We start from the raw sequence: 26,109 nt of genomic DNA on the forward strand, positions 1-26,109 counted from the left end.
AAAGCGCTCCATGGAGCGCTTTATTTATTTTATGTACTGCAAAGAAGATTTATATAACATCTTTATAAGGTGTTTTTTGTAGATTCGGCAAGAAATATGCAACGACGCCAATAAGCGGTAGATAAGAACATACATGATAAATAAACTCAATCGATGTATGGTCTGCCTGCCAGCCTAATAACGCTGATCCCAAACCGCCCATACCAAATGCGAAGCCATAGAATAATCCAGAAACCATACCTAATTTTTTAGGCAACAGCTCCTGTGCATAAACAATGATCGCTGGGAATGCCGATGATAAGATTAAACCTATAATAACCACTAATACACCAGTCATGGTATAATCTGCATAGGGCAATAATAAAGAAAAAGGCGCGACTCCCAAAACTGAAAACCAAATCACATACTTCCTTCCGAAACGGTCACCAAAAATTCCACCTAACAATGTGCCAGCCGCAACAGCAATTAAGAAGTAAAAGAGATACACTTGCGCCTGAATTTCCGTTAAACCAAACTTCTCCATGGTATAAAACTGAAAATAATTAGTAATACTAGCGATGTAAAAGTACTTCGAGATAATTAATAGCATCAGGACAACAACTGTTAGCACCACACGAGCTTCCGATAGATCCGGTATACGCATACCGGCACTTGCATTTTTAGCTCTATTTTTAAGCTTTTCACTATACCAACTGCCAATATAATAAGAAACAATCTGCCCTATGATTCCAATCACACAAAACCAGGCGATAGAAGATTGTCCTTTCGGTAAAACAAGATATGCGACGATAATTGGAGCCAGAGCAGTACCTGCATTACCTCCGATCTGAAAAATAGATTGTGCCATACTTCGTTTTCCGCCTGATGCCATATAAGCAACTCGGGAAGATTCAGGATGAAATATCGAAGAACCTATCCCAACCAAAAATACAGCACACAAAATCAAAGCATAACTTGGCGCATAAGCAAAAAGTGCCATGCCCGAAATCGAAAAAGTCATACCGATAATCTGCGAATAAGGCATTGGTCGCTTATCTGTAAACGAACCTACAACAGGTTGAAAAATAGATGCCGCGATCTGATATACAAGCGTTATAATTCCAATCTGAGAAAAACTCAAATGATGTTCTTCTTTTAATAAAGGATAAACTGACGGAATAACACCCTGAATCATATCATTTAATAAATGAGCGAAACTAACTGCGAGTAAAATAGAAAACTCGGGTCTAATTTTATTATTTTGTACTTCCATAACGTAAAAAAGAGGTTCCCCACATTTAGAAACCTCTTTTATTTTTTTAAATAACTCTTACTAATAATCCTTTTAAATATTCCCCTTCTGGGAATGATGCTCTTACCGGATGGTCATCTGGTTGATGAAATTGTCTGATAAACTGTATTTCTTTGCCGGCATCCAATGCTGCCCATGCCAATACTTGCTTAAAAGTGTCAATGTCCATAGCAGAAGAACATGAAAAAGTAGCCAATAAACCTCCCGATTCCAAAAGCAATAATCCTCTTCTATTCAGATCCTTATATGCACGTGAAGCACGTTCTAACGAAGATCTTGAAGGAGCATACTTTGGTGGATCTAATACAATGACATCGAATTTTTGCTGCTCTTCAGCAAATACCTTCAATTGCTTATTCACATCAGATTGGATAGCAACATGTGCTTCTTCACTATATCCATTTAACAGAATATTACGTCTCAACGTTTCAATTGCTAAAGCAGAACTGTCCACAGAAGTAACGCTCGCCGCCCCTTCATGGAAAGCATTTAAAGTAAAACCGCCAGAATAACAAAAGCAATCCAGCACCTTTTTACCCTTCACATATTGAGCTGTTAAAGCTCTATTCTCTCTTTGATCACAATAAAAGCCTGATTTTTGGCCATCTATAATATTCACCTGATAACGAATACCATTTTCAATAATCTCAACAAACTCAGGTGGAAGTTCTCCAAAAAGTAAACCGTTTGTATCCGGCAATCCCTCATGCTCGCGTGATTTAAGATCTGAACGCTCATAAATCCCCTTAGGACTTAATAATTTGTTCAGCTCATCAATAACTACATCCTTGATTCTTTCAACCCCTGCAGCATGAACTTGTATTGAGATATAATCAGCATACTTATCCACAATCAATCCAGGAACAAAATCTGCCTCAGCAAAAATCAACCTAGCAGTATCATTCTTTCCTTCAATCAATAAATGACGGCGTGCTTCAACAGCCTTTTGAATACGCTTTCGCCACCATTGTTCGTTGATCTGTTGATCAGGATGCCATTCTAATAAACGAACAGCTACACGAGATGAATCGTGAAAAAGTCCGAAAGCAATAAACTCATTTTCTGCATTAAAAACAGTAACAACATCCCCGTTATCGGGTGCACCATCTATACGCTTTATTGCACCAGAAAAGACCCAAGGATGAAGTTGCCAAGCTGCCTTATCTTTTCCTTTATTCAGAATAATTTTTTTCATCGGAACAAAAGTACAGGTTTTCAACTTATTTGAAACATCTTGCCACCTAAATTTATCATAAGTTTAAATATCGCTGTTTATCTAAAACTCTTCAAAAAAAGAATATAAATTAAATAGGCCCATTTAAATGAGCCTATTCAACTATTTATGCGTGATTAAGTAATTTTTAAAAACAGCATAATCAACAGGAAAAGCTTCTACAAGCTTATCTTTATTGTGTAATTGTTCAACACCTAAAGGCAATTTAATTTTACTGAATACCTGCTCCGAAATAGCATCCGGAAATTTACAAGGATGTGCTGTAGATAAAAATACAGATCCATAAGAACCGGGATGTTCACCACGGTAAGCCTGTGATCCCAACCAAGCAATAGCCGTATGCGGACAAGCCACATAATGATAAGTATGGTGCAACTGTTCCATCGCTGCCCGAGTTTCCTTATCTGTATACGTGTAAGTCGTGATCATACCCTTTAAATCATCAAGATTATAATCAAATAAATCTTGAATACGAACCCAGTTACTCGGATCCCCGACATCCATCGCATTTGCTAAAGTTTGTACAGATGGCTTGGGTTCATATTTTCCAGATTTAATAAAACGTGGAACAGTATCATTTGCATTAGTAGCCGCAACAAACTGCTCTACAGGCAATCCCATTTTGAAAGCCAATAAGCCGGCACCGATATTACCAAAATTACCACTTGGCACCGTAAACACAACTCTGTCCGAGCCCTGTGCTTTCAGTTGTGCATAAGCATAGAAATAATAAAATGTCTGCGGGATCAGACGTGCAATATTAATGGAATTTGCCGATGTTAATCTCAGTTGTTCATTAAGCTCCGGATCATTGAAAGCTCGTTTAACCAATGCTTGACAATCATCAAAAGTTCCATCAATTTCAATGGCTCTTATATTTTGTCCATTAGTAGTTAATTGTAATTCTTGAATATCAGACACTTTTCCTTTTGGATACAAAATGGTAACACGTGTACCTGCAACACCCAAGAAACCCAAAGCAACTGCTCCTCCAGTATCTCCAGATGTCGCGACCAGTACATCCAATAACTTATCATCTGCACCCGAAAAATACGCCATAACCCGACTCATAAAGCGTGCACCAAAATCTTTAAAGGCATAAGAAGGCCCATGAAATAATTCCAATACCGCAGTATCAGAACTCAAAAACTTAACAGGAGCATCAAAATTAATAGCATCAGCTATAATATTTCTAAGCACATCAGCAGGGATATCATCTTCAATAAAAGCTTGAGCTATTGTAAATGCAATTTCTTGAAGCGAATATTGTTGTATATTTTTTATAAAATAGGGATCCAATTGCGGAATCTCCAGAGGCATATAAAGTCCTTTATCTGCAGGTAGTGAATTAAAAACTGCATCTTTGAAAGAAACTCGTAATGCTTTATTATTGGTACTGTAAAATTTCATAATAATCTTAATTTAATACTTTAGGTCCATCAACATTAACACCCGATACATATCCATAACTTTCAATCTCTGATTCAGCTAGATGAGCCTTGATCTGTTCAACGATCTGCTTCGCCATAGCCTTATCTCTTGTGATTGCCACAACAGAAGGGCCTGAGCCAGAAATGCCAAAACTCAATGCACCATTTTCTAATGCAATTTGCTTCATTTCATAAAACTGAGGAATCAAAATGGCCCGAGTCGGTTCGATCAATACATCCTGCATACTTCGCGATATGAGATCATAATCATTTTTAAAGAGCCCTGCTACAAGTCCTGCAATATTTCCCCATTGAATTACCGCATCTTTTAACAGCACCTTTTCTTTAATCAATTGACGTGCGTCACGGGTAGGAACATCAACCTGTGGAAATACCACAGCAGCAACTAATTCTTCCGGTACAGGCAAAGGAATGAGATCCAGAGGATCATGTCCTCTAATCAAGGTAATACCGCCAAATAAAGAAGGAGCAACATTATCAGCATGACCATGTCCACATGCTAATCGTTCGCCTTCCACACAAAAAGGTAATAGTTCTTCTTTAGAAAGAGGATCGCCCAGCATTTTATTAATAGCAAATAGACCTGCCACAGTACTCGCAGCACTTGATCCCAAACCTGATCCAATAGGCATATGCTTATGTAATTCAATTTCGACCCCCACTCGATCTTCTAACTCCAGATGCTGCAATAGAAACTGTACACAAGCGGACACCGTATTTTTGTCGGCATTCATCGGAAGACGTCCATCATCACCTGTGATTTTAGTAATCACAACTCCTGGTACACTCGTTTTTCGCATGATTACTTCATCTCCTGGTTCTTCTAAAGCAAAGCCCAAAATATCAAAACCACAAATCATATTCGCGACTGTCGCCGGAGCGAAAACATGAACGTGATCCAACATATTATCCAGATTTATCTTTTTCTTCGATAGAGAAGTTTTCATATTTAATATTTATTACTGTTATCCAATGCAATAACAGGTCTAGTGAAACTTTTGATTATGCGCCAACATTTACTAAATCTGCAAATACTCCTGCAGCTGTTACTTCAGCTCCGGCACCAGGTCCTTTGACGACCAGTGGTCTTTCCTTATAACGTTCTGTCGTGAATGAGATAATATTATCACTTCCAGACAGTGCATAAAAAGGATGCTTGTCGTCTACAATCTGTACAGAAATAGAAACAATTCCATCTTCTAATTTTCCAATATAACGGATCACTTTATTTTCAAGACGAGCCTTTTCTTTAAGTGCTTCAAAATAACTGTTCTCATTTTTAAGCTCTTCATAGAAAGACTCCACTGAATCTGCTTTCAAGCATGGTTCAGGTAATATTGCGCCTAAATTGACATCCTCAGCTTCAATTGGATAACCTGCATCACGTGCTAAAATCAACATTTTACGCATAAAATCAACTCCTCCTAGATCATCACGAGGATCCGGCTCAGTATAACCTAGAGCCTGCGCTTGTTTTACCACATCATAAAAAGATGCCTCATCTTTAAAATTATTAAAGATATAAGAGATTGTTCCCGAAAGTATCGCTTCGATTTTAACAATACGGTCACCACTTAACATCAGGTCTTTCAAAACACGCACAATCGGAAGACCGGCACCAACGTTTGTCTCATAGAAGAAATCAACACCATGCTTATGAGCCGTCTCCCGTAATGTTTTGTATTGTTCGTATTTTCCTGAATTTGCAATTTTATTACATGTAACAATTGAAATATTAGATTGGAAAATACCCTCATAATAACTAGAAGGCAATCGACTAGCAGTATTATCTATAAATACACAATTAGGAAGATTGAAACCTTTCATACGTTCCACAAATACCGCTAAATCCGCATCCTCACCCTCTTCCAAAAGTTCACTGTCCCAATTTGCCAAATCAATACCATCTAGATTAAACAACATTTTCTTGCTGTTTGAAATACCAACCACCTTGATCTCAAGATCATTTTTACTAAGCAAGAAATCGTATTGACTCTCCAATTGCTTGAATAAAGTGGAACCAATATTTCCAGTTCCCAGATTAAAAACATAAAGTGTCTTCTTAAGTTCAGCAAAAAAAGCATCGTGAACAGCATTCAGGGCTTTTGATAAATCATTCTTCGAAATAATAACAGATATATTATATTCCGAAGATCCTTGTGCAATTGCACGCACATTAATTCCATTTCGGCCCAATGAAGAAAATAACCTTCCTGACATACCAGGAGTTTTCTTCATATTCTCACCAACAATAGCCAATACAGACAGGTCATTTTCAATTTCCGGATTGATTAATTTATTAGCCTGTATTTCCAGTTCAAATTCATTTTCAATTAAACTCTTAGCACGTAATGCATCTTCTGGATTGACCGCAAAAGTGATACTATGTTCGGAAGAAGATTGGGTGATTAAGACCACATTAATCTGCTCTCTCGCTAATAAAGTAAACAACCTGCCACTAAATCCAGATTTACCGATCATTCCTGAACCGCTTAGGTTAATAACAGATATTTCACCTATCGAAGAAATACCTTTAATTGGTAAAGTTGTTTTTCCACTTTCAAACTGAATAAAAGTACCTGCGAAATCTGGCTCAAACGTATTACGGATCACAATAGGTATCTTCTTTAGAAAAGCAGGAATCATAGTTGGAGGATAGATGACCTTAGCACCGAAATAAGACAGCTCCATAGCTTCTGTATAAGAAAGAACAGGCAATGAAAATGCTTTTTTTACAATCCGTGGATCCGCAGTCAGCATACCATTAACATCTGTCCATATCTCGATTGCAGTAGCATTCAAAATAGAACCAAAAATAGCAGCAGTATAATCGGATCCTCCCCTACCTAAGGTTGTCATACGTCCGTTCTCATTAGAAGCTATAAATCCAGTGACGAACATAAGTTTATCATTGTTTGTTAAATACAATGACTTAACAAGTTGTTCTGTCAGCTGATCGTTAACATGGGCATGTCCAAAATGAGAATCTGTTTTAATATAATGAGATGCATCAACAAATAAAGATGCTTCTAAATCCTGTTCCGAAATTTTAGATACCATGAAGGTAGAGCAACGTTCACCATAACTTACAATCAAATCTTTACTTTGCTCACTGAGCTCTCTTAATGCATAGATGCCCTGCAATAATTCTTCGATCTCGTTGAAAAACAATTTGAGTTTAGTAAAAACAGGATTTTGGTGTCGCACGACTATTAATGCCTTAATAACATCGAAATGCTTAGTTTCTATCAAAGCTAAATCTTCTTGGAAAGACTTACCTTCAGAAGCATCAATAGCCATTTTACAAAGTAAATTAGTAACTCCTGACATAGCAGACAAGACGACCAACGGTTGCTCTCCAGAGTTGTACGATTTCTTCACAATGCTAAGTACTGCTTTGATACTAGCTGCAGAGCCCACCGACGTTCCTCCAAATTTTAAAATCTTCATAATATATACTGTTTGTTTGTTTGTTTTAAGCATAAAAAAAAACGCCTTCACTCTGAGAGGAAGGCGTTTATGAAATATCTTGTCTACATTTCTATACAACGAAACTACCTCCTCCTAAGTTTTATCCCGGTGGTAATAATAATCGATGTAATAATTATAGAATTTTTCATTGCTGTTGCTTTACTTTCGTAAATATAATGCATTATTTATCAACTATCAAAATAAAATCTCATTTTTTTGATATAAATTTAATAAAACACCTTCTTATATATGAATAACACATTATTACAGCAAATCTAAACCCATATCATTTATTATCACTGTAGTTTAAAGTTTACAATTTCCTCATCGGAGTTAAATTGCATCTCAATAAATAAAGTGTTAAAAACGTTAAAAATTCGTTAAATACATGTCATTTTTTTTGCAAAGTAAGATGAGTTGTATTATATTCGCAACAGTGATGTCCAAAATAGTTAACATCCAACAACAAAAAAGAATAAGTTTAAAGTTGTACAAAAAAGCGATTTAATGAAAACAAAGAAAATATTAGCAACAATGCTATTTATAGGCTTATGTCTAGTGTCGCAGGCACAATCAACCAAAACCCAATCTAAACCGGAATCAGACCCGGACAATCTAGCTAAAGAATACTTCTCCCAAATAATGGGTGTTGCGGTTTCAGCAACTACAAATACAAAATTATATCAGTTTGTTTATGAATGGTTAGGAACTCCCTACCGATTAGGAGGTGACTCCAAAAGAGGAATCGATTGTTCTAAATTCTCATTTGAATTATACGAAAAAGTATTCAATACAACATTAGGATATAACAGCCGCAACCAATACTCTCAAATTAAACCTGTTAAGAAAGATGATCTAAAAGCAGGAGATTTAGTATTCTTTAAAATCCGAAGTAAAAGTATTACGCATGTTGGAGTTTATATTGGTGATAACAAATTCGCACATGCTTCTTCGAGCAAAGGTGTAATGATAAGTAATTTAGGAGAAGCATATTGGAGACGTTATTACTATGATGGTGGTAGACTACCTGATGACAACAAATCGCTTACAGCCGAAATTATTAATGCTGAGAAATCTGAAAAATTTAATTAATAAATTTTTCTAAATAATATTTTCAAGAGTCCGAATGTCATGACATTCGGACTTTTTTTTGCAAAGAATTTAGTACTTTTACCCGTATATAAATTTAGTACCATTATGTCGTCAAAGAAAACGCTCATATTAGATAAAGAACAGATTAAACAAAAATCGATACGTATCGCTTATCAGATTTTAGAAGATAATTTTGAAGAAAATACGCTTGTATTGGTCGGTATTGCTGATAGAGGTTATGTTTTTGCGCAGAGACTGCAAAAGATTCTAGAGGAAATATCGGATAAAAATATTGAGTTACTTAAAGTGACGATGAGCAAAACAAGCCGTTCCCTAAAAGCTGAAACAGATCACCCCATCGATAATGTTAAAAATAAAACGTTAATACTAGTTGATGACGTACTGAACAGCGGAAGAACGCTTGCATATGGTTTAGGCGTATTTTTGAATGTCCCTATTAAAAAGATGAGAACTGCAGTTCTTATTGATAGAAGTCATCCAAAATTTCCCATTGTAAGCGATTATTATGGGCTAAAATTATCAACGATATTAAAAGAACATGTGGAAGTTAATTTACTAGGCTATGAAGCAGAAGATGATGCTGCATGGCTGGTATAACATCATAAAGCTATAAAAAATAAGCGTCCAACTTTTTATAGAGTTGGACGCTTTATTTTTACGGATACATAGGTCAAGATTTATCCCCGATTAATCTTTAATTTCATACCAGGCTTTAACCTCGAATGTGATAAATTATTATCAGCCTTCAACTTAGATAATGACACCCCCTTGTTATTTGCGATCTCTGATAGCGTATCTCCTTTTTTTACAGTATAAAAAGCAAAATTCGACTTTCTCTGAGTTTCAGCACTTGTTTTTTGAGCTAAACGCGTATTGACACCACTACTGCTAACAATTAATGAAGCACCAGTCTTTACAGAAGATCCCTTTACGTTATTCCATGCTTTTAAATTTTGAACACTCACATCATATTTCTTCGCTATAACAGCTAACGTTTCACCTCTTCTAACACGATGTGTACTTGCTTGAGCGCTTCGTTTATTACTCACACGCACATCATCATTCGCTAAAGCCATTACTTGGCTAGGAGTTTCTACTGCTGTATTTAAAGCGAGATAAAGTTGGTCCTTATTAATATCAGCTGCTAAAGCAGGAATGATCAAACGACGATGTATCTCATCAGAGCCATTAACGATCCCTTTTTTATATGCTGGATTTAACACTTTTAAACTCTCCTCAGAAACGTTTATCGCTTTAGCAACCTCAGCTATCGAAATGAATTTATCAATCTCTAATACCTGCGTATTTAAGGCAATGTCTCCATCCTTAGCTTCAATACCGTGATCTTGTGCATATCCTAAAGTATAAGTCATAGCGATATATGCAGGAATATAATTTCTGGTCTCTTTTGGCAGAAAAGGAGCAACTTCCCAAAATGAAGGTTGAATTTTGCCAGATCTTAAAATAGCTCGTTTCACACCACCTTTTCCACAATTATAAGAAGCTATCGCCAACAACCAATCCCCAAATTCAGCATACGCTTCCTTCATATATTTTGCGGCGGCATAGCTTGAAGCAATTGGATCTTTACGTTCATCAACATAATTGTCCATTGTTAAATTATAGATCTTTGCTGTCCCATACATAAATTGCCAAGGCCCTGTAGCACCAACGCGAGAAACATCATGTGGATTTAATGCAGACTCAATAATAGAGAGGTATTTAATTTCTTTTGGAACTCCTACTTCAGCAAGAATACGTTCATAAAGAGGAAAATAATACTGCGCCAACCCTAACATGCGGGACATATGCCCCGCATAATTCTTAGAATTATAAAGATCAATATATTTTCGAACATGTTGGTTATAGTCTAGAGGGACTTCACGTTCTAAGGAATTTAATTTTCGAACGACAGTTACATCTTCGATATCAAATAAAATTCCTTCTACTTCTTTTTCACCGGCATTTACAAATTTGATACTATCAAGCTGCTGCAGAATAGATGCATTTTCACGATCTATACTCGCTAACATGATTGCTTGAGTAGAATTTCTCATCTCTTCAATAGACTTTTCTTGTGCAAACAGACAACATGTCGTAAATGCTAAGCCAATCGTCAATAGAGTCTTCTTGCTTTCAATCATCTTTTTTAATTATGGTTGATAAATAGAACCTAAGTAGTCCTTATTACAAAGCATGTATTTTACTACATACCCTCATTAACAATACTGGAAACTGTACAAAATGAAATAAGATTTTACAGCTGTAAAATCTTATCCCTCAAAAACAACATAAATTACTTATTATCAGTTGTTTTCTCTTTAGTATCATCTGTAGAATCCTCTTTCTGTCCGTCTTTGAATTCTTTTACACCTTTACCTAATCCACGCATCAATTCAGGAATCTTTTTACCGCCAAATAATAATAATAATATTACAACGATTATAATTAATTCCTGACCTCCAATACCCATTATTAATAACCCTGATGTCAACATAACTTATAATTTACTGTTTTTCAATATTCACTTTAAGTATATACACTTATACCCTAAAAACAAATGTACATAATAATTTTTATTTCTATATTTTTTTAATTCGCTAACCATGATTGCGGATTCATCGGGATTTGTCCTTGCCAAACCTGGAAATCTAAAACTGGCGCATCTAAATCCGGATCATTAGCTACTGTTCCAATAGCCTGACCTGCTGACACTTTCTGTCCTTTAGACACACTAAAACTAGCTAAATTACTATACACCGAGAAGAATTCACCATGTGAAATAATAATCACCTTCAATCCATTTAAAGTTAACGTACTTGTTACAGTTCCAGAAAACACTGCCTTAACAGTTGCGCCACTAGAAGTTTGTAATTTTAATGACTCATGACTAACTGAGACGTTCCGACCTGTTCTATCCGTACCAAAACTTTGTAATATTTTAGCATTGGAAACTGGCCACGGAAGTCGACCACGGTTGGATCTAAAATCTGCCGAAAGTCGAGCGGCCTCTGGAGTAGCACGTAATACCTCTGAATCCGATTTACGTGATGTAGATTTAGAAGTTTCCTTATCATCAACTTTAGTGTCATTTTTCTTCGCGCTCCTTGCTGCAGCAGCTTCCGCAGCTCTACGAGCAGCTTCTTGTCTTCTACGCTCTGCTTCAATTTCTCTCTTAATGATAGCCTGAATTGCAGATCTCAACTTACGTTCTTCTTTTTGCTTTTGTGTAATATCGCGTTTTACACCTCGTTCAGTCGTAATTAATGAACTCAATTCATTAGAGAACACAGCACGTTGTTGTGCAATAGTTTTCTTCTCTTGCTCTTGCTCATTCAATAACTGCTTATGCTTATTACGATCAGCCTGTAACTGTGCTATTTTTTGCTCAATCTGCTTTTTAGTTCCCTCAATCTCACTTGCTTTCAATTTTCGAGAATCATTGAATTGCTGCAAATATTTTACACGACGAAAACCTTGATTAAAATCCTTTGAAGCAAAAATAAACATCAACTTATTATAGGCATTGCGGTTACGAAAAGCGAACATAATCATCTTTTCATAATCATTACGCATTTTCTCCAACTCCGCTTTCAATTTATCTACAGCGCTGGTATTCGTATTAATCTGGCGATTAATCAAGCTTAATTCAGAACTTATCGTTGTAATTTTCTCTTCACGAAGATTAATCTGACTACTTAAAGCACTGACCTGCTTCTGCGTCAAAATCTTTTCTGTAGTCGTTTCTTTTAGCGTTTTTTGCAATTCCGCTATTTCACGATTTATTTTTTCACGTTTTTTTTCAAGCTCTGCACGAGTCTGCGAAAAACCGATTCCCAGCATCAAAAAAAACGCAGTTAGACTTAGTGTTATTTTCTTTAAATTCATCTATAGTAATCTTTTACTAGCAGTTGAGTCTGAATATAATATGTTCAATTAAATATAGTCTCAAATGCGAAAGTAATAAATCTTAAGGATTATCGTACTAACATTAATTAATTACTTTGTATTTATTGGAGATAGTAAAAGGCATTTCAATAGCTTCATTAAATGAAATTCTGCTGTAATTGAAGTTTGCTTTAATATTCATATCGCCTCCTGAAATCAGTAATTCTAGACCCATCGGGAACAATTGTCCACCTCCATTTGAATAATCGGCATAACTAGCCTCCAATTTCTGTCCTTTTTCAGGCTGCTCCAAACGAAATGAATCTAATCTATTCTGTTGATTAACTAAATATAAGTAAGTCAATGCATTCTTTTGACCACGCAACTGAATTGGTATACTCGTTTGATCAACCTCAAAGTCGGTTGTATTTAACAAATTCGTTGAAAAATTGGCTAAAAACAAATCTTGAACATTTGAAAAAGTTAAATCCTCACTTGCATATTGATACAAGTAACTAAAGGGTTTTGCTATATATTCCCCCTGAAATTTATTTAATATCTGAACACTATCTGGAGTAATCAAAACCCGGCCTATTTCTATACCCAATAATGCCGTAATAGAAATCCAGATTTTTTTATCTTTTTCAATCCTAATATTAGCTGTCACATCGTATGATGACTTTCCTAAATCTATTTTGCTTTTAGCTTTGCCAGAGAACGTAGTAAAGTCCAGATTTGACAACAAAAATTTCTGAACTACCGCATTTTTAGAATCTTCCTTACTGATCGTTTCAACTACCTCAGGCTTACTCTCTACTTTACTCATTTTTTTCTTAGTACTGCAGGAAGCCAATACAACAAGCAATAAAAGTGTAACAACAGATTTATTCCACATACGATTTCTTATTTATTTTCTCTCTCAACTTCTCCATATTGGTTTCAGAAGATCCGCCCCTAGCCAAAGCACTTTTCCATTGCTTCATCGCTTCGGTTATTTTTTTATTTTTAATCAAAATATCACCATAATGTTCCAATAGAACTGTTGAAGGTGATTTTGAATTTTTTATTGCCTTTTCAATCCAAAGCAATGCATCAGCATATTTACCCTGTTTAAACAAAACCCATGCATATGTATCTTCCAATGTTGCATCATTAGGTCGTAACTTATTTGCTGTCTCTGCAAAATGAGCCGCATCATCTAAATCCTGATTTCTTAACGCTAAATAATACGCTAAATTGTTCATCGCACTTACATTTGTACTATCTAAGTTAATAGCCTCTCTATACGCAACATCTGATGCTGCTTCCATTTTAAGCGAATGATAAATATCGCCCAGACCACTATAAATATTTGATTGAAAAATGGCATTCTCATTTTGACCATTATTCAAAGCTGCCTCCATCAAATTTCTAGCTAAATCATAATTTCCTTTCAATGTATATGCGATTGAACTGAAGTACAAAATAACAGGATTATTGGGAATATTGTGTAAAGCTTCACCGCCATGTTCTATAGCTTGATCATATTGCTCCAACGCCAAATCAACATTCATGAGCATACGCCATGCATCAATTTGATAAGGATTAATACCTACTGCAATAGAAAAGGACGACTGTGCCCCAACTAAATCATTGCGCATCCAATTCACCTGCCCCTTAGCCACATGACTTTCTGCTACGCGAGGATGTACATCAACCAATATATTAGCTAATTCTTGTGCCTGGTCGAATGAAAACCCACTATTGGGAGCTAATAAGGATAAGATAATTCTGTTTTTTTCCGAGAAATCAACACTTTTAGATAAAAAGGCCTGTTTTAAGTAATCATACGAAAGTTTAGCCTTTCCTGACAAACGGTATTCATCAGCCAGATCTAAAAATAAGTAATCGTCTTTCGCATTCGCAACACCGGTATTTAATATTGCAATAGCTTTTTTAGGATCTTTAATTCCGCGATAAGCCTGTGCCAATTGACTGTACACCTGTGCCAAAGGAGATTTTTTAATTGCCCAAGGTTCAAGAACCTGGATTACAGCAGGAAAATCATCTTTTGACAATAGCAGAGTAGCTCCTATAACGTCAAGCGTATCGGTAGCTCCCGCTCGCTCTCTAACATCTTTATATAAAGCAAAAGCCTCATCTTTTTTGTCACTGTTAAACAACAACATAATCTTCTCACGATTCAAGGCCGCAATATTGACCTTCTCCTTTGTCATCAGCAGATCCAATGAACGGATCGCACTAGGGAGATCACCTTTTCCTTTATTAACATCGATATTGAAACTTAAATATTCATTTTTAGGATTAATTTCCAAAGCTTTATTTACTTCCTCTAAAGCACGATCAGCATTACGCATCTGTCCAAATAAAACGGCTTTAGTAAAATAAGCATCATCAGCATTAGGATATCGGGTAGTAATGGCATCCAAAGAATCCATGGCCTGCTTGAAATCACCGTTCCTCAAAAAAACTTCAATATTTTTTAATTGTTGCGAATAAGGTTTTTCTTGCTTGCTCTCCTGTGCTGAAACCCTTTGTCCAACCGTAGTTAACAATGTTACCAATAGCGCGTATTTCAAATATTTCTTAAACATAAATAATCCTTCTCGTTCAACAATTACTGTATTAATATGTTGCAATATACTAATAATGGACAACTGTTAAATAGTGCTATTACATTTCAATAGGTTATTTTTTGAGGATTATAACATTACGCCGGATTTAAATTAATCTTAAGTGCTTCAGATTAAAATGAAACTGCTTAAAATAAAGTAAAATAGATTTTCGTAATCAAGAAATTAAAAGTACCTTTGCAGACCCTTGAGACACAGGGAAAAGAAGTGAATAAAATTTTATTAATTATTTAATTAAAAGCAAGTGAATACGTTAAGTTACAAAACTGTCTCTGCCAACAAGAACACCATCAACAAAGAATGGATCGTTGTTGATGCTGAAGGCGAGATTTTGGGGCGCTTGGCAAGCGAAATTGCGAAAGTAATTCGCGGAAAGCACAAGCCATCGTTTACCCCTCACGTAGATTGCGGAGATAATGTTATCGTTATCAATGCAGAAAAAATTAGATTGACAGGTAATAAATTGGGTGACAAAACTTACGTTCGCTACACGGGATACCCGGGTGGTCAACGTTTCATCACTCCAAAAGAATTATTGGCAAAACACCCTGAGCGCGTTATTGAAAAAGCTGTTCGTGGTATGCTTCCTAAAAACCGTTTAGGTCGTCAATTGTTTAAAAACCTTTATGTTTATGCTGGAACTGAGCACAAACAAGAGGCTCAAAATCCAAAACCAGTTAAATTTTAAGGAGAATCGACATGTCAACAACTAATACTTCAGGAAGAAGAAAAACTGCTGTTGCCCGCATTTACTTAACTGCTGGTAGCGGAGTCCTTACAATCAATGGTAAAGACTACAAAGAATATTTCCCAACATTGCCTTTGCAATACATTGTTACTCAATCATTAGAAGTAGCAGGTCAAGCAGGGAATTTTGATGCGAAAGTGAACGTTAATGGAGGTGGTGTAAAAGGACAAGCTGAGGCTGTACGTTTAGCTATTGCGAAAGCATTAGTTGAATTAGACCCAGAAGTTAAACCAGCTTTACGTGCTAAAGGTTTAGTTACACGTGATGACCGTATGGTTGAGCGTAAGAAACCAGGACGCAAGAAAGCTCGTAAGAGATTCCAATTCAGTAAACGTTAATCAAAGGAGGATCAAAAAATGGCAAGAACAACTTATCAAGACTTATTGGATGCAGGTGTGCACTTTGGTCACCTTACACGTAAATGGGATCCGAAAATGGCTAAGTACATTTTCATGGAACGTAACGGTATCCACATCATTGACTTGAACAAAACGCTTACGAAATTGGAAGAAGCTGCTTCAGCTATCAAACAAATCGTAAAATCAGGTCGTAAGGTTTTATTCGTAGCAACGAAAAAACAAGCAAAAGAAATCATCGCTCAACAAGCGAAAGCAGTTAACATGCCTTTCGTTACAGAAAGATGGTTAGGTGGTATGCTTACAAACTTCACAACAGTTCGTAAGTCCATCAAAAAAATGTCTACTATTGACAAAATGCAAAAAGATGGTACATACGATGTATTATCTAAAAAAGAGAAGTTGATGATTCAACGTGAGCGTATCAAATTAGAGTCTCTATTAGGAGGTATCGCTGATTTGAACCGTTTACCGGCTGCTTTATTCATCATCGATGTGAAAAAAGAACACATCGCTGTTACTGAAGCAATCAAATTGAGCATCCCTACTTTTGCAATGGTTGATACAAACTCTGACCCTTCAAACATTGATTTCCCAATCCCTGCAAATGATGACGCTAGTAAATCTATTAGCTTAATCGCTGGTATCATTGGTCAAGCAATCCAAGAAGGTTTGGACGAGCGCAAACGTGATAAAGAAGACGAAGCAGAAAAAGAAGCAGCTGCAGCTAAGGCTAAAGTTGATACTACTGAAGCTTCAGAAGCTAAACGTCCTCGTAAAGCGAAAGACGGAGAATAATATTTTTTATTCCAAACCGGATAGCGTAGCGTTGGTTTCTGGAAAAGAATTCTTTTCTTGGGCTAACCTATCTGTCCGGTTTTTTGGTTTATCATTTCTCGAATAAGAAATGATAAACTTTATATTAGCTTAACAATAGTTATGCTAATATTGTCAAGAAAATAATAAGTCAAAAATTTAAAAAGAATATATCATGTCAGTACAAATTTCTGCATCAGATGTAAACAAATTGCGTCAACAAACAGGCGCAGGTATGATGGATTGTAAAAAAGCGTTAGTTGAAGCAAACGGTGATTTCGAAGCTGCTGTTGATTACTTACGTAAAAAAGGAGCTAAAGTTGCTGCTAGCCGTCAAGACCGCGATTCTAACGAAGGTGTTATCATTGCTAAAGCTACAGCTGATGGCAAATCAGGTATCGTAGTTGAAGTTAACTGTGAAACTGATTTCGTAGCTAAAAATGCTGATTTCGTAGCTTTCGCTGAGTCAGTTGCTGAAGTTGCTTTAGCAAACAAACCTGCTACTTTAGAAGACCTAAAAGCATTAGAAATTGGCGGTACTAAAATTGCTGATTTATTAATCGATCAAACTGGTAAAATCGGTGAGAAAATTGACGTTTCTAAATACGAAACTGTTTCTGCTGAGAAAGTTGTTGCTTATATCCACGCAAACTACCGTCTAGGTGTGTTAGTTGGTTTATCTGCAAATGTTGATGGTGTTGAAGAAGCTGGTAAAGATGTGGCTATGCAAATCGCTGCAATGAACCCTATTGCTATTGATAAAGATGGTGTTGATGCGCATACAATAGAGCGTGAAATTGCTATCGCTAAAGAACAAATCATGGCTGAAGGAAAACCTGCTGAAATGGCAGAAAAAATCGCTGCTGGTAAATTGAACAAATTCTTCAAAGAAACGACTTTGTTGAACCAAGAATTCGTGAAAGATAATTCTAAATCTATCGCTCAATTCTTAGATTCAGTTTCTAAAGGTTTAACTGTTACTGCATTCAAACGTGTTCAATTAGGAGCATAAATGCAATAGAACATGAGTTAGCTCATGCGTCTTAAACATATAATCACAAAAGGCCTGTCTCAATGAGACAGGCCTTTTGTTCTTTAAATAACCTACTCCCCCTCCAGTATTTCCAACCACCAGGAACAAAGTTTATCAAATACATTAAAAAGCATATCATAAATAACTCGAAAAGGAAGATTATTTTTTTGTAAATTGGATGATATAATTGATTACAAACACTAAATAATATCACATGAGTACAACACAAGGAATGCTTCGTGAGGATGCACTAATGGGAAAAAACATATTGATTACCGGAGGTGGAACAGGTCTTGGTAAAGCTATGACCCGATACTTTTTACAATTAGGGGCGCAATGCATCATCACGAGTCGAAAAGACGATGTTATCCAGCAAACTGCAGCAGAGCTTAGTAAGGAAACTAATGGTAAATGTATAGCAATTGCCTGTGATGTTCGCGATTATGACCAAGTAGAGAAAGTCATTAATTATGGTATTAAACAGCTTGGCTCAATTGACATATTAGTGAATAACGCCGCCGGAAATTTCATCTCGCCGACAGAAAGATTAAGCCACCGTGCATTTGAATCTGTTTTAGGAATTGTACTTCAGGGTACCATAAACTGCACACTGGCACTTGGAAAAATTTGGATTGCAAACAAGGATAAAGATAAAACAGTACTTAATATTGTAACGACCTACGCAAGTACCGGTTCAGGTTATGTCGTACCCTCTGCTTGTGCTAAATCTGGAGTATTAGCGATGACAAGATCGTTAGCAGTTGAGTGGGGACGCAAAGGAATTCGATTAAATGCAATTGCTCCCGGCCCTTTTCATACAACTGGCGCTTTCGACCGCCTCTTTCCAAGTAACCTAAGTGACACCCTCAACCCTGTCAACAGGATACCTCTTGGAAGAACTGGTAACTTACAAGAATTAGCCAATTTGGCTGCATACCTCGTTTCCGACTATTCAGCATACATCAATGGTGATGTGATCACAATCGATGGCGGAGAATGGTTAAAAGGTGCTGGAGAATTTAATGGACTCGATGCCGTTTCAGAGGAACAATGGGACACGGTTGAAAAATTGACCAGAGGAGCAAAAAGTACTTAATACATCCCTTAAAAATTACTGTATTTCTTATATTAAGACTATACAATTGCTGTTTTATTTAGATATTTGAATATAATCTCACAAATGAATGAAAAAAATAGCTTGTATAGCTCTTCTATTTTTTAGCAGCACTTCTTTATTTGCACAGCATATACAAGAAAGTGTCGTAGACTCCATTGTCCAGAAAACATTATTAACCTTTAATGTGCCGGGAATAGCCGTGGGTATCGTAAAAGATAACCAGGTAATATTAGCCAAAGGATATGGTATTGCCGACTTAAATAGAATGAATAAAGTTCATGCTTCAACGAACTTTGGAATTGCCTCCAATTCAAAGGCCTTTACAACCACTGCCCTGGCTATTTTAGTAGATGAAGGTAAATTAAACTGGGATGAACACGTACAAAAATACATCCCGGAATTCAAGATGTATAATGATTATGTAACTAAAAACTTCACGATTCGTGATCTGCTAACTCACAGAAGTGGTTTGGGACTAGGTGCCGGAGATTTAATGATATGGCCCGATGGACATGACTTTACTCCCGATGACATTATCCATAACATCCAGTATTTAAAACCTACATCCGATTTTCGCACAAAATATGATTATGATAATCTGCTATATATTATAGCTGGAAAAGTTTTAGAAAAAGTATCAGGTCAAAGTTGGCAGACATTTATTCAGGAAAGGATATTTAAACCGTTGGCAATGGATCATTCTGCACCAAACTGGAACATGTTGCAAGATCGCCAAGATGTGATCGCTCCACATGTACCTCTAGATGGTATAAATCATGTCAGTACGCGCTATACCAATACCATTTTAGATGCAGCTGGAGGCATATACTCCAATGTGGACGATCTCAACAAATGGATGATTTTTCACCTCAACAATGGCGAGAATAATGGACATCAGCTGATCTCCAAGAAGCAATTAAAAGAATTGATCACACCACAGACAATCATGCCTGTTAGTACTGTTCCCCCTTATAATTCATTATTCAGAGCATATGGCCTTGGCTTTCGACTGACAGATATTGCAGGTAAATTAGAGGTATCCCACACGGGGGGATTAGAAGGAATTGTCACACAAATCGTTATGCTTCCACAATTAAAACTGGGTATTGCAGTGCTCACCAATCAGCAAGAAGGTGCAGCATTCAGTGCCATCAGTAATACTATAAAAGATTTTTATTTAGGTATTAACGATCAACACTGGATTACCACCTATCAAACTTCAATTGCAAAAAACAATGCCGAAGCTGATCTCATAACACAGAAAACGTGGCAAATCGTAGAAGCGAATAAAAACATTCAAGATCAATACCGACAAACAATACCAGGTAAATATCTCGACAATTGGCTTGGAGAAGTATCAATTAAAGCTGAAAATGGACGATTAACATTCGCTTCAAAACGTTCTCCCCAACTCAGTGGTGAGCTTTACTATTATCAAGACAGCACGTATGTTGTCAAATGGTACAATCGCTTGATGTATGCAGATGCATTTGTACACTTCACTATTCAAGACAAAGACATAGCGGGCTTTACAATGAATCCCATATCACCACAGACAGATTTTAGTTTCGACTTTCAAGATCTAAATTTTAAAAAACACTCAAACAATGGAACAAAAAAATAATCCACTTCACGGAAAAAGACTGGATACAATACTAGAATATCTAATTGCTTATTTTGAAGGTTGGGAAGGATTAGGAGAACGGATCAATATTCGCTGTTTCAACGAAAATCCCAGTATTAAATCATCGCTAGCTTTTTTAAGAAAAACACCATGGGCAAGAAAAAAGGTCGAGGAATTATATCTTAAAATTTACGAATACGAAAACAAGTAGTTATCATTAAAGATGATTATTTCTAAGCCTATTCAATTCATTTATAAAAAAGGTTATTTACAAAACTCTTCCGTTAACGAAGCCGTAAATAACCTTTTCTTGTAATCACGCTTATCAAACAAATAATCACCTCTAAAAGTAAAAACCATCTTAAAAAATAGTTGTTATACCTGTTATAAACTTAATACATATGCATCATAAAAATATAGGTTGGATCGGATTGGGAAACATGGGATTTCCAATGGCAAAAAATCTAGAAAATGCAGGATTTCCCCTTTCCGTCTTCAATCGAACCCCAAGTAAATCAGAACCATTCACAGATCTTTCAGAAGTTTATATAAGTGCCATCGAATTAGTCAAAAACTGTGATATTATCTTCACCATGGTTTCGAACGATGCGGCAATAATAGATCTTTATGAAGATATATTTCATCTTGAAGATATATCAGGAAAGATATTTATCGATATGAGTACGATTTCCAAAGACCTTACTTTAACGATAGCACAAAAAATTCAAGAAAAGCAAGCTCGGTTTATGGATGCACCTGTAGCAGGGAGTACTGTGCCTGCTAAAGAAGGAACATTGATTATCATGGCTGGTGGAGAAGAAAAAGACCTGCAAGAAGTATTACCCTATTTAAATAAATTAGGCAAGGCAGTAAAGCATGTTGGACCGGTAGGAAGTGGCATTTCAGCTAAACTGGCTATAAATTATTTTCTCTCTATCATCTATCAGGGCCTTGCCGAAACAGTTTTATTTGCTGAAAAAAGTGGAATTAAAACAGAAGACATGTTAGAAATAATCAATGAAAGTGCCTGTGGAAGTGGAGCCACTAAAGTAAAAACTCCACTCCTATTACAGCAAGATTATCCACCCGCATTTGCATTGGACTTCATGTTAAAAGATCTAAACCTCGCAAAAAAAGAAGGTGTTAACACCCCAATGAATACAGTGCTACTGGAAACGTATCAAAAAGCACATGATGCAGGATTAGGAAAACAGGATGTTATCAGTATTATTAATTATTTAAAACAGATTCAGTAATACCCGTTATGAAAAATCAAATATCTGTAGAAGCTCAAATGTTAATTAGAAAACCTGTTGAACAGGTGTTTCAAGCATTTATAGATCCTGCAATTACTGTGCATTTTTGGTTTACCAAAAGCTCCGGAAAACTAGAAATAGGAAAAACAGTTATTTGGGAATGGGAAATGTATGATGTAAAAAGTACTGCTACAGTACAGGATATCATCACCAATGAAAAAATTACAGTACTATGGGGACCACCCGAAACTTTAGTAGAGTTCAAATTTAAATCACTGTCTCCAGATCGTACGTATGTCACAATCCATCAAAAAGGTTTCCAGCAAACAGGAGATGAATTATTGCAGGTATTAATAGATTCTACCGGAGGATTTACAACAGTACTGGATGGTTGCAAAGCATACCTTGAACATGGTATAAATTTAAATTTAATTGCAGACAAATTTCCCAAAGAAGCGATGTTATAAACTACTAAAACTACCAATATGAAAATTCTAAAGAAAATAGTTATTGTATTGCTTCTCATAGTGGCAGTACTTTTAATAACAGCTCTATTTCTTAAAAAAGATTATGCTGTTAAAAGAGAAATCACCATTAACAAACCAAAACAAGAAGTATTTGATTATATCAAATACCTACGCAATCAAAATAACTTCAGTAAATGGGCAATGATGGATCCTTTGATGACAAAAACATATCAAGGTACAGATGGAACTGTTGGATTTATTTCAGCTTGGGACAGTAAAGCAGATAGTGTAGGAAAAGGGGAGCAGGAAATTGTTAAAATCGAAGACGGTAAAAGAATTGATTTTGAAATTCGATTTATTAAACCATTTGAATCCAAAGATAAGGCTTACATGATCACTGATTCAATATCTCCAACTGCAACAAGAGTAATCTGGGGATTTGATGGACACATGACCTACCCGATGAATCTCATGCTGCTCTGCATGGATTTTGATAAAATGTTAGGCGGTGATTTAGCCATAGGCTTAGAAAGGTTAAAAACAAAACTAGAAACGGAGTAAATAAAAATACCATGACAACGATCAATCCTTATTTAACATTTGAAGGCAACTGCGAAGAGGCATTTAACTTCTATAAAAATGTTTTCAAGAAAGAATTCCAGTACATGGGTAGATTTGGTGAGATGCCTACAGCTGAGGGACAAACACCGCTATCACCCGAACAGAAAGATAAAATCATGCATGTTTCATTACCCATTCACGGAGATAGTATTTTAATGGGTAGCGATAGTATAGATGGTAATTGTGGAAATTATATAAAAGGAACGAATATTACACTATCAATTAACAGTACAGATAAAGAAGAAGCAGATCGGATCTATAATATGCTTTCAGTCAATGGAATACAGTCCATGAGAATGACTCAAACATTCTGGGGAGCATATTTTGGCATGTTAACAGATCAATTTGGCATCAATTGGATGATCAATGTTGATAATAATACCCCTGAATAGAAAATTATTATATTAATTTTAGAAAGCTGAATGATCAATTCAGCTTTCTAAATACGTTAATATGGCAAAAGAACATCAATACAAGCAAAAAGTAATCTGGACGGGAAATACAGGAAAAGATACCACTTCCTATAAAGACTATAAACGTGATTTTGAAATCAGCATACCGCTCAAAGCAGTAATTGCAGGATCTTCAGATCCTGCTTTTTTAGGTGATCCAACGAAACATAACCCAGAAGATTTATTCCTAAGCTCACTATCAACCTGTCATATGCTTTGGTATTTACACTTTTGTGCCGAATCGGGTATACAAGTAGTACGATATGAAGATCAACCGATAGGTATTCTAACAGAAGAGAAATCTGGGGCTGGTCAATTTACAAAAATTACACTCCAACCAACCGTCTGGATCAGAAATTCAGAATTGATGACACTTGCCACAGAATTACATACTAAGGCCAATGCATATTGCTTTATTGCAAAATCAATTCGGATTCCTGTTCATCATGAACCCATTATTCTCATAGCTCTGTAGCATCTTATGAACTGATAAAAATAAATAAAGAGGACTATTTATAACATATTCCTAAATTAAAATTTCTATTTTTGGATATGACCGCAGCATATTACGAAGGAGAAAAAATAACTTTCATCGATTATAAAAAAAATAACTTTGAACAAGCAGAATACGATAATTGCCGTTTCGAAAACTGCGACTTTTCAAACAATAAATTAAACAATAGCATTTTTGCAGATTGTGCATTTATAGATTGTAATTTCTCATTAGCCGAATTATCCGGAACAACATTCCAACAAGTCCGATTTAAAAACTGTAAACTATTAGGCTTACAATTTCAGCAATGCAACCGCTTCGGTTTATCTTTTACTTTTGAAAACTGCAATATCGATCATGCTTCATTTTATCAATTGAAGCTAAAAAAAACAACGTTTAAAAGTTGCCAATTACGGGAAGTAGATTTTTCTGAAGCAGATCTAACAGGGTCATCTTTCCAAAATTGTGATCTAAATCAAGCAATATTTGATCAGACCAATTTGGAGCAGGTCGATTTTCGAGATGCACAAAATCTGATGCTATCACCGAATAAAAACAAATTAAAAAAAGCAAAGTTTTCACTCCTAAGTCTGCCGGGCCTACTTAGCGAATATGATATCAGAATCGAGTCTTAATTTTAAACTTTTCTAGTGTTCTTTTGTTCTCTTTATATATAGAAAGGAGAATTTAAAATGTCTAAAAAGAAAATCGCGAATGAAGATGAACTTCAAAATTCAAACGCCGACCAATTAGCTTACGATCCAGATAAACAATCATTTTCATTAGATGTGGAAGATAGCGACCCTGATTACGATCACCCAAGTGATTATGATACTGTCGCTGAAGGGGCTGCAGATGACGATTCAACTTACGACAATTCAAACCCCTACGTTGGAGATGAATATGCAGATTTAGACGAACTCATCGAAGACGATCTCGAAGAAGGTGGAATGCGGATAGAAGGAGAAGTAAAATTAAAGCCAATAGATAAGAAACTAGCCGAAACACCGGAAGATTTACGCGATGATTTAGATGAGGAAGGCTATCCCATTAATTATGATTAAGGGATCTAGCGTAAATTTCTAGAAACATATACAAATGAATATACCACAGATTCATTTTAGAAATGGATATCGTTAAATACGCTCTATAATACGATATCCAAATCTTAATTTCTTAAACCATTTTAATCAAATATTTCTTTCTCCATAAATTAGTATCATTACCCTTTCAAATTTTATATCTTTAGCTCAGAATAATTTATTTATGGATGTGAGCAAACCAATTATCCGAATTTCAAATCTTAGAAAATCATACGGATCAAAAGAAATATTAAAGGGCATAAATCTTGATATTTATCCCGGTCAAGTAATCGGTTATATTGGCCCCAATGGTGCCGGTAAATCCACCACAGTTAAAATACTTACTGGTCTGATCAATGATTTTGAAGGAGAAGTTTTTATTAATGATATAGATATTAAAGAAGATCCGCTTACCGTAAAAAGTCAAATCGGTTATGTACCAGAAAATGCAGAACTATATGATGTATTGACGCCTATGGAATACCTTGATTTTGTAGGTAAATTATATGGTATGGAAGATACATTAATTCAACAAAGGGCACAACAATTACTTAAAGCTTTTGGTCTTGAAGAAAATTTAAATAACAGGATGGATACATTTTCTAAAGGTATGCGCCAAAAAGTATTATTAATTTCAGGTATAATACACAATCCCCAAATTATAATTTTAGATGAACCATTATCCGGATTAGATGCTAATGCTGTTATTATTGTAAAAGAATTGATTTCCCTTTTGGCTAAAGAAGGTAAAACAATATTTTACTGCTCGCACATGATGGACGTTGTCGAAAAAGTATCCGATCGCATTATGTTAATCTCAGAAGGTAATATTATAGCTGATGGAAGTTTCGAGCAATTAAAAACGAACCAATCGGATACGTTGGAACAAATTTTCTCAAAACTCACAGGAAAAGAAGATGGAAACATAGATGCATCACATATTATTTCAGCAATTCGATAAAA

Annotated in this window: 27 protein-coding genes; 17 read left to right on the forward strand and 10 right to left on the reverse strand. The window is 35.8% G+C overall.

The window, feature by feature from the left end; all coding sequences use genetic code 11:
* Positions 1–49: 49 nt before the first annotated feature.
* The 5 genes from EDF66_RS12280 to thrA form a co-directional block, all read right to left on the reverse strand.
* Complete coding sequence (locus EDF66_RS12280) at positions 50–1,252, reverse strand: MFS transporter (protein ID WP_132842939.1); 1,203 nt, start codon at positions 1,250–1,252, stop codon at positions 50–52.
* 46 nt (positions 1,253–1,298) lie between these two features.
* Positions 1,299–2,486: a class I SAM-dependent rRNA methyltransferase gene (locus tag EDF66_RS12285; protein ID WP_132770955.1), complete on the reverse strand. Its 1,188-nt coding sequence runs from the start codon at positions 2,484–2,486 to the stop codon at positions 1,299–1,301.
* A gap of 141 nt (positions 2,487–2,627) precedes the next feature.
* The gene (gene thrC / locus EDF66_RS12290) at positions 2,628–3,935 is read right to left on the reverse strand and encodes a threonine synthase (RefSeq protein ID WP_132842941.1); all 1,308 of its coding nucleotides are present in this window, start codon (positions 3,933–3,935) and stop codon (positions 2,628–2,630) included.
* Between the two features lie 7 nt (positions 3,936–3,942).
* Positions 3,943–4,923, reverse strand: a complete 981-nt coding sequence (locus tag EDF66_RS12295) for a homoserine kinase (protein WP_132842943.1) — start codon at positions 4,921–4,923, stop codon at positions 3,943–3,945.
* Between the two features lie 55 nt (positions 4,924–4,978).
* Entirely contained in the window at positions 4,979–7,426 is a 2,448-nt protein-coding gene (gene thrA, locus EDF66_RS12300) for a bifunctional aspartate kinase/homoserine dehydrogenase I (RefSeq protein WP_132842945.1), read from the reverse strand.
* A 528-nt stretch (positions 7,427–7,954) separates the two neighbouring features.
* On the opposite strand from thrA, the gene EDF66_RS12305 reads away from it, so the two are divergent.
* On the forward strand, positions 7,955–8,539 hold the full coding sequence (locus tag EDF66_RS12305; protein WP_021188582.1) for a C40 family peptidase: 585 nt from the start codon (positions 7,955–7,957) through the stop codon (positions 8,537–8,539).
* A gap of 105 nt (positions 8,540–8,644) precedes the next feature.
* Positions 8,645–9,157 (forward strand): phosphoribosyltransferase family protein, encoded by a 513-nt coding sequence (locus EDF66_RS12310; RefSeq protein WP_132842947.1) that lies wholly within the window; start codon positions 8,645–8,647, stop codon positions 9,155–9,157.
* Between the two features lie 80 nt (positions 9,158–9,237).
* Here the strand turns inward: EDF66_RS12310 and EDF66_RS12315 are convergent, their stop codons facing one another.
* From EDF66_RS12315 to EDF66_RS12335, 5 genes are all read right to left on the reverse strand, one after another.
* On the reverse strand, positions 9,238–10,704 hold the full coding sequence (locus EDF66_RS12315; RefSeq protein WP_132842949.1) for a lytic transglycosylase domain-containing protein: 1,467 nt from the start codon (positions 10,702–10,704) through the stop codon (positions 9,238–9,240).
* A gap of 152 nt (positions 10,705–10,856) precedes the next feature.
* Positions 10,857–11,057 carry a twin-arginine translocase TatA/TatE family subunit gene (locus EDF66_RS12320; RefSeq protein WP_031287456.1) on the reverse strand — a complete coding sequence of 67 codons (201 nt, stop codon included), beginning with the start codon at positions 11,055–11,057 and terminating at the stop codon, positions 10,857–10,859.
* A 95-nt stretch (positions 11,058–11,152) separates the two neighbouring features.
* Complete coding sequence (locus tag EDF66_RS12325) at positions 11,153–12,448, reverse strand: murein hydrolase activator EnvC family protein (RefSeq protein ID WP_132842951.1); 1,296 nt, start codon at positions 12,446–12,448, stop codon at positions 11,153–11,155.
* A gap of 103 nt (positions 12,449–12,551) precedes the next feature.
* Positions 12,552–13,343, reverse strand: a complete 792-nt coding sequence (locus tag EDF66_RS12330) for a DUF4292 domain-containing protein (RefSeq protein ID WP_132842953.1) — start codon at positions 13,341–13,343, stop codon at positions 12,552–12,554.
* A complete protein-coding gene (locus EDF66_RS12335) occupies positions 13,333–15,042 on the reverse strand; it encodes a tetratricopeptide repeat protein (RefSeq protein WP_132842955.1) in 1,710 nt (569 codons plus the stop codon). Before EDF66_RS12335 ends, EDF66_RS12330 begins: the two co-directional genes overlap by 11 nt.
* 283 nt (positions 15,043–15,325) lie before the next feature.
* Here EDF66_RS12335 and rplM point away from each other — a divergent pair, with 283 nt between their 5' ends.
* From rplM to EDF66_RS12410, 15 genes are all read left to right on the forward strand, one after another.
* Positions 15,326–15,769: a 50S ribosomal protein L13 gene (gene rplM, locus EDF66_RS12340; RefSeq protein WP_021188576.1), complete on the forward strand. Its 444-nt coding sequence runs from the start codon at positions 15,326–15,328 to the stop codon at positions 15,767–15,769.
* Positions 15,770–15,780: 11 nt separating this feature from the next.
* Entirely contained in the window at positions 15,781–16,167 is a 387-nt protein-coding gene (gene rpsI / locus EDF66_RS12345; RefSeq protein ID WP_021188575.1) for a 30S ribosomal protein S9, read from the forward strand.
* 18 nt (positions 16,168–16,185) lie between these two features.
* Positions 16,186–16,983, forward strand: a complete 798-nt coding sequence (gene rpsB, locus EDF66_RS12350; protein ID WP_021188574.1) for a 30S ribosomal protein S2 — start codon at positions 16,186–16,188, stop codon at positions 16,981–16,983.
* 193 nt (positions 16,984–17,176) lie between these two features.
* On the forward strand, positions 17,177–18,013 hold the full coding sequence (gene tsf, locus EDF66_RS12355) for a translation elongation factor Ts (protein WP_132842957.1): 837 nt from the start codon (positions 17,177–17,179) through the stop codon (positions 18,011–18,013).
* Positions 18,014–18,248: 235 nt separating this feature from the next.
* Complete coding sequence (locus tag EDF66_RS12360) at positions 18,249–19,130, forward strand: SDR family oxidoreductase (protein ID WP_021188572.1); 882 nt, start codon at positions 18,249–18,251, stop codon at positions 19,128–19,130.
* A gap of 88 nt (positions 19,131–19,218) precedes the next feature.
* Positions 19,219–20,775 carry a serine hydrolase gene (locus tag EDF66_RS12365; RefSeq protein ID WP_132842959.1) on the forward strand — a complete coding sequence of 519 codons (1,557 nt, stop codon included), beginning with the start codon at positions 19,219–19,221 and terminating at the stop codon, positions 20,773–20,775.
* Positions 20,759–20,986 carry a VF530 family DNA-binding protein gene (locus EDF66_RS12370; RefSeq protein WP_021188570.1) on the forward strand — a complete coding sequence of 76 codons (228 nt, stop codon included), beginning with the start codon at positions 20,759–20,761 and terminating at the stop codon, positions 20,984–20,986. The genes EDF66_RS12365 and EDF66_RS12370 overlap by 17 nt, the downstream gene beginning before the upstream one ends.
* A 190-nt stretch (positions 20,987–21,176) precedes the next feature.
* Positions 21,177–22,031: an NAD(P)-dependent oxidoreductase gene (locus tag EDF66_RS12375; RefSeq protein WP_132842961.1), complete on the forward strand. Its 855-nt coding sequence runs from the start codon at positions 21,177–21,179 to the stop codon at positions 22,029–22,031.
* Positions 22,032–22,039: 8 nt separating this feature from the next.
* Positions 22,040–22,498: an SRPBCC family protein gene (locus EDF66_RS12380; protein WP_132842963.1), complete on the forward strand. Its 459-nt coding sequence runs from the start codon at positions 22,040–22,042 to the stop codon at positions 22,496–22,498.
* Positions 22,499–22,516: 18 nt separating this feature from the next.
* Positions 22,517–23,059: an SRPBCC family protein gene (locus tag EDF66_RS12385; protein ID WP_132842965.1), complete on the forward strand. Its 543-nt coding sequence runs from the start codon at positions 22,517–22,519 to the stop codon at positions 23,057–23,059.
* Between the two features lie 11 nt (positions 23,060–23,070).
* A complete protein-coding gene (locus tag EDF66_RS12390; protein ID WP_132842967.1) occupies positions 23,071–23,511 on the forward strand; it encodes a VOC family protein in 441 nt (146 codons plus the stop codon).
* Between the two features lie 61 nt (positions 23,512–23,572).
* Positions 23,573–24,046: an OsmC family protein gene (locus EDF66_RS12395; RefSeq protein WP_132842969.1), complete on the forward strand. Its 474-nt coding sequence runs from the start codon at positions 23,573–23,575 to the stop codon at positions 24,044–24,046.
* A gap of 77 nt (positions 24,047–24,123) precedes the next feature.
* Positions 24,124–24,699: a pentapeptide repeat-containing protein gene (locus tag EDF66_RS12400; RefSeq protein ID WP_132842971.1), complete on the forward strand. Its 576-nt coding sequence runs from the start codon at positions 24,124–24,126 to the stop codon at positions 24,697–24,699.
* A gap of 57 nt (positions 24,700–24,756) precedes the next feature.
* Positions 24,757–25,128 (forward strand): hypothetical protein, encoded by a 372-nt coding sequence (locus EDF66_RS12405; RefSeq protein ID WP_132842973.1) that lies wholly within the window; start codon positions 24,757–24,759, stop codon positions 25,126–25,128.
* Positions 25,129–25,330: 202 nt separating this feature from the next.
* Positions 25,331–26,107, forward strand: a complete 777-nt coding sequence (locus EDF66_RS12410) for an ABC transporter ATP-binding protein (RefSeq protein ID WP_132842974.1) — start codon at positions 25,331–25,333, stop codon at positions 26,105–26,107.
* Positions 26,108–26,109 lie beyond the last annotated feature (2 nt).

This window comes from Sphingobacterium sp. JUb20 (assembly GCF_004342035.1).
Classification (GTDB): Bacteria; Bacteroidota; Bacteroidia; order Sphingobacteriales; family Sphingobacteriaceae; genus Sphingobacterium; species Sphingobacterium anhuiense.

What these genes read in the sequence shown, in the direction of transcription:
- EDF66_RS12280 (WP_132842939.1), bottom strand. Translation starts at nt 1,252, where the DNA reads ATGGAAGTACAAAATAATAAAATTAGACCCGAGTTTTCTATTTTACTC.
- EDF66_RS12285 (WP_132770955.1), bottom strand. Translation starts at nt 2,486, where the DNA reads ATGAAAAAAATTATTCTGAATAAAGGAAAAGATAAGGCAGCTTGGCAA.
- thrC (WP_132842941.1), bottom strand. Translation starts at nt 3,935, where the DNA reads ATGAAATTTTACAGTACCAATAATAAAGCATTACGAGTTTCTTTCAAA.
- EDF66_RS12295 (WP_132842943.1), bottom strand. Translation starts at nt 4,923, where the DNA reads ATGAAAACTTCTCTATCGAAGAAAAAGATAAATCTGGATAATATGTTG.
- thrA (WP_132842945.1), bottom strand. Translation starts at nt 7,426, where the DNA reads ATGAAGATTTTAAAATTTGGAGGAACGTCGGTGGGCTCTGCAGCTAGT.
- EDF66_RS12305 (WP_021188582.1), top strand. Translation starts at nt 7,955, where the DNA reads ATGAAAACAAAGAAAATATTAGCAACAATGCTATTTATAGGCTTATGT.
- EDF66_RS12310 (WP_132842947.1), top strand. Translation starts at nt 8,645, where the DNA reads ATGTCGTCAAAGAAAACGCTCATATTAGATAAAGAACAGATTAAACAA.
- EDF66_RS12315 (WP_132842949.1), bottom strand. Translation starts at nt 10,704, where the DNA reads ATGATTGAAAGCAAGAAGACTCTATTGACGATTGGCTTAGCATTTACG.
- EDF66_RS12320 (WP_031287456.1), bottom strand. Translation starts at nt 11,057, where the DNA reads ATGTTGACATCAGGGTTATTAATAATGGGTATTGGAGGTCAGGAATTA.
- EDF66_RS12325 (WP_132842951.1), bottom strand. Translation starts at nt 12,448, where the DNA reads ATGAATTTAAAGAAAATAACACTAAGTCTAACTGCGTTTTTTTTGATG.
- EDF66_RS12330 (WP_132842953.1), bottom strand. Translation starts at nt 13,343, where the DNA reads ATGTGGAATAAATCTGTTGTTACACTTTTATTGCTTGTTGTATTGGCT.
- EDF66_RS12335 (WP_132842955.1), bottom strand. Translation starts at nt 15,042, where the DNA reads ATGTTTAAGAAATATTTGAAATACGCGCTATTGGTAACATTGTTAACT.
- rpsI (WP_021188575.1), top strand. Translation starts at nt 15,781, where the DNA reads ATGTCAACAACTAATACTTCAGGAAGAAGAAAAACTGCTGTTGCCCGC.
- rpsB (WP_021188574.1), top strand. Translation starts at nt 16,186, where the DNA reads ATGGCAAGAACAACTTATCAAGACTTATTGGATGCAGGTGTGCACTTT.
- tsf (WP_132842957.1), top strand. Translation starts at nt 17,177, where the DNA reads ATGTCAGTACAAATTTCTGCATCAGATGTAAACAAATTGCGTCAACAA.
- EDF66_RS12360 (WP_021188572.1), top strand. Translation starts at nt 18,249, where the DNA reads ATGAGTACAACACAAGGAATGCTTCGTGAGGATGCACTAATGGGAAAA.
- EDF66_RS12365 (WP_132842959.1), top strand. Translation starts at nt 19,219, where the DNA reads ATGAAAAAAATAGCTTGTATAGCTCTTCTATTTTTTAGCAGCACTTCT.
- EDF66_RS12370 (WP_021188570.1), top strand. Translation starts at nt 20,759, where the DNA reads ATGGAACAAAAAAATAATCCACTTCACGGAAAAAGACTGGATACAATA.
- EDF66_RS12375 (WP_132842961.1), top strand. Translation starts at nt 21,177, where the DNA reads ATGCATCATAAAAATATAGGTTGGATCGGATTGGGAAACATGGGATTT.
- EDF66_RS12380 (WP_132842963.1), top strand. Translation starts at nt 22,040, where the DNA reads ATGAAAAATCAAATATCTGTAGAAGCTCAAATGTTAATTAGAAAACCT.
- EDF66_RS12385 (WP_132842965.1), top strand. Translation starts at nt 22,517, where the DNA reads ATGAAAATTCTAAAGAAAATAGTTATTGTATTGCTTCTCATAGTGGCA.
- EDF66_RS12390 (WP_132842967.1), top strand. Translation starts at nt 23,071, where the DNA reads ATGACAACGATCAATCCTTATTTAACATTTGAAGGCAACTGCGAAGAG.
- EDF66_RS12395 (WP_132842969.1), top strand. Translation starts at nt 23,573, where the DNA reads ATGGCAAAAGAACATCAATACAAGCAAAAAGTAATCTGGACGGGAAAT.
- EDF66_RS12400 (WP_132842971.1), top strand. Translation starts at nt 24,124, where the DNA reads ATGACCGCAGCATATTACGAAGGAGAAAAAATAACTTTCATCGATTAT.
- EDF66_RS12405 (WP_132842973.1), top strand. Translation starts at nt 24,757, where the DNA reads ATGTCTAAAAAGAAAATCGCGAATGAAGATGAACTTCAAAATTCAAAC.
- EDF66_RS12410 (WP_132842974.1), top strand. Translation starts at nt 25,331, where the DNA reads ATGGATGTGAGCAAACCAATTATCCGAATTTCAAATCTTAGAAAATCA.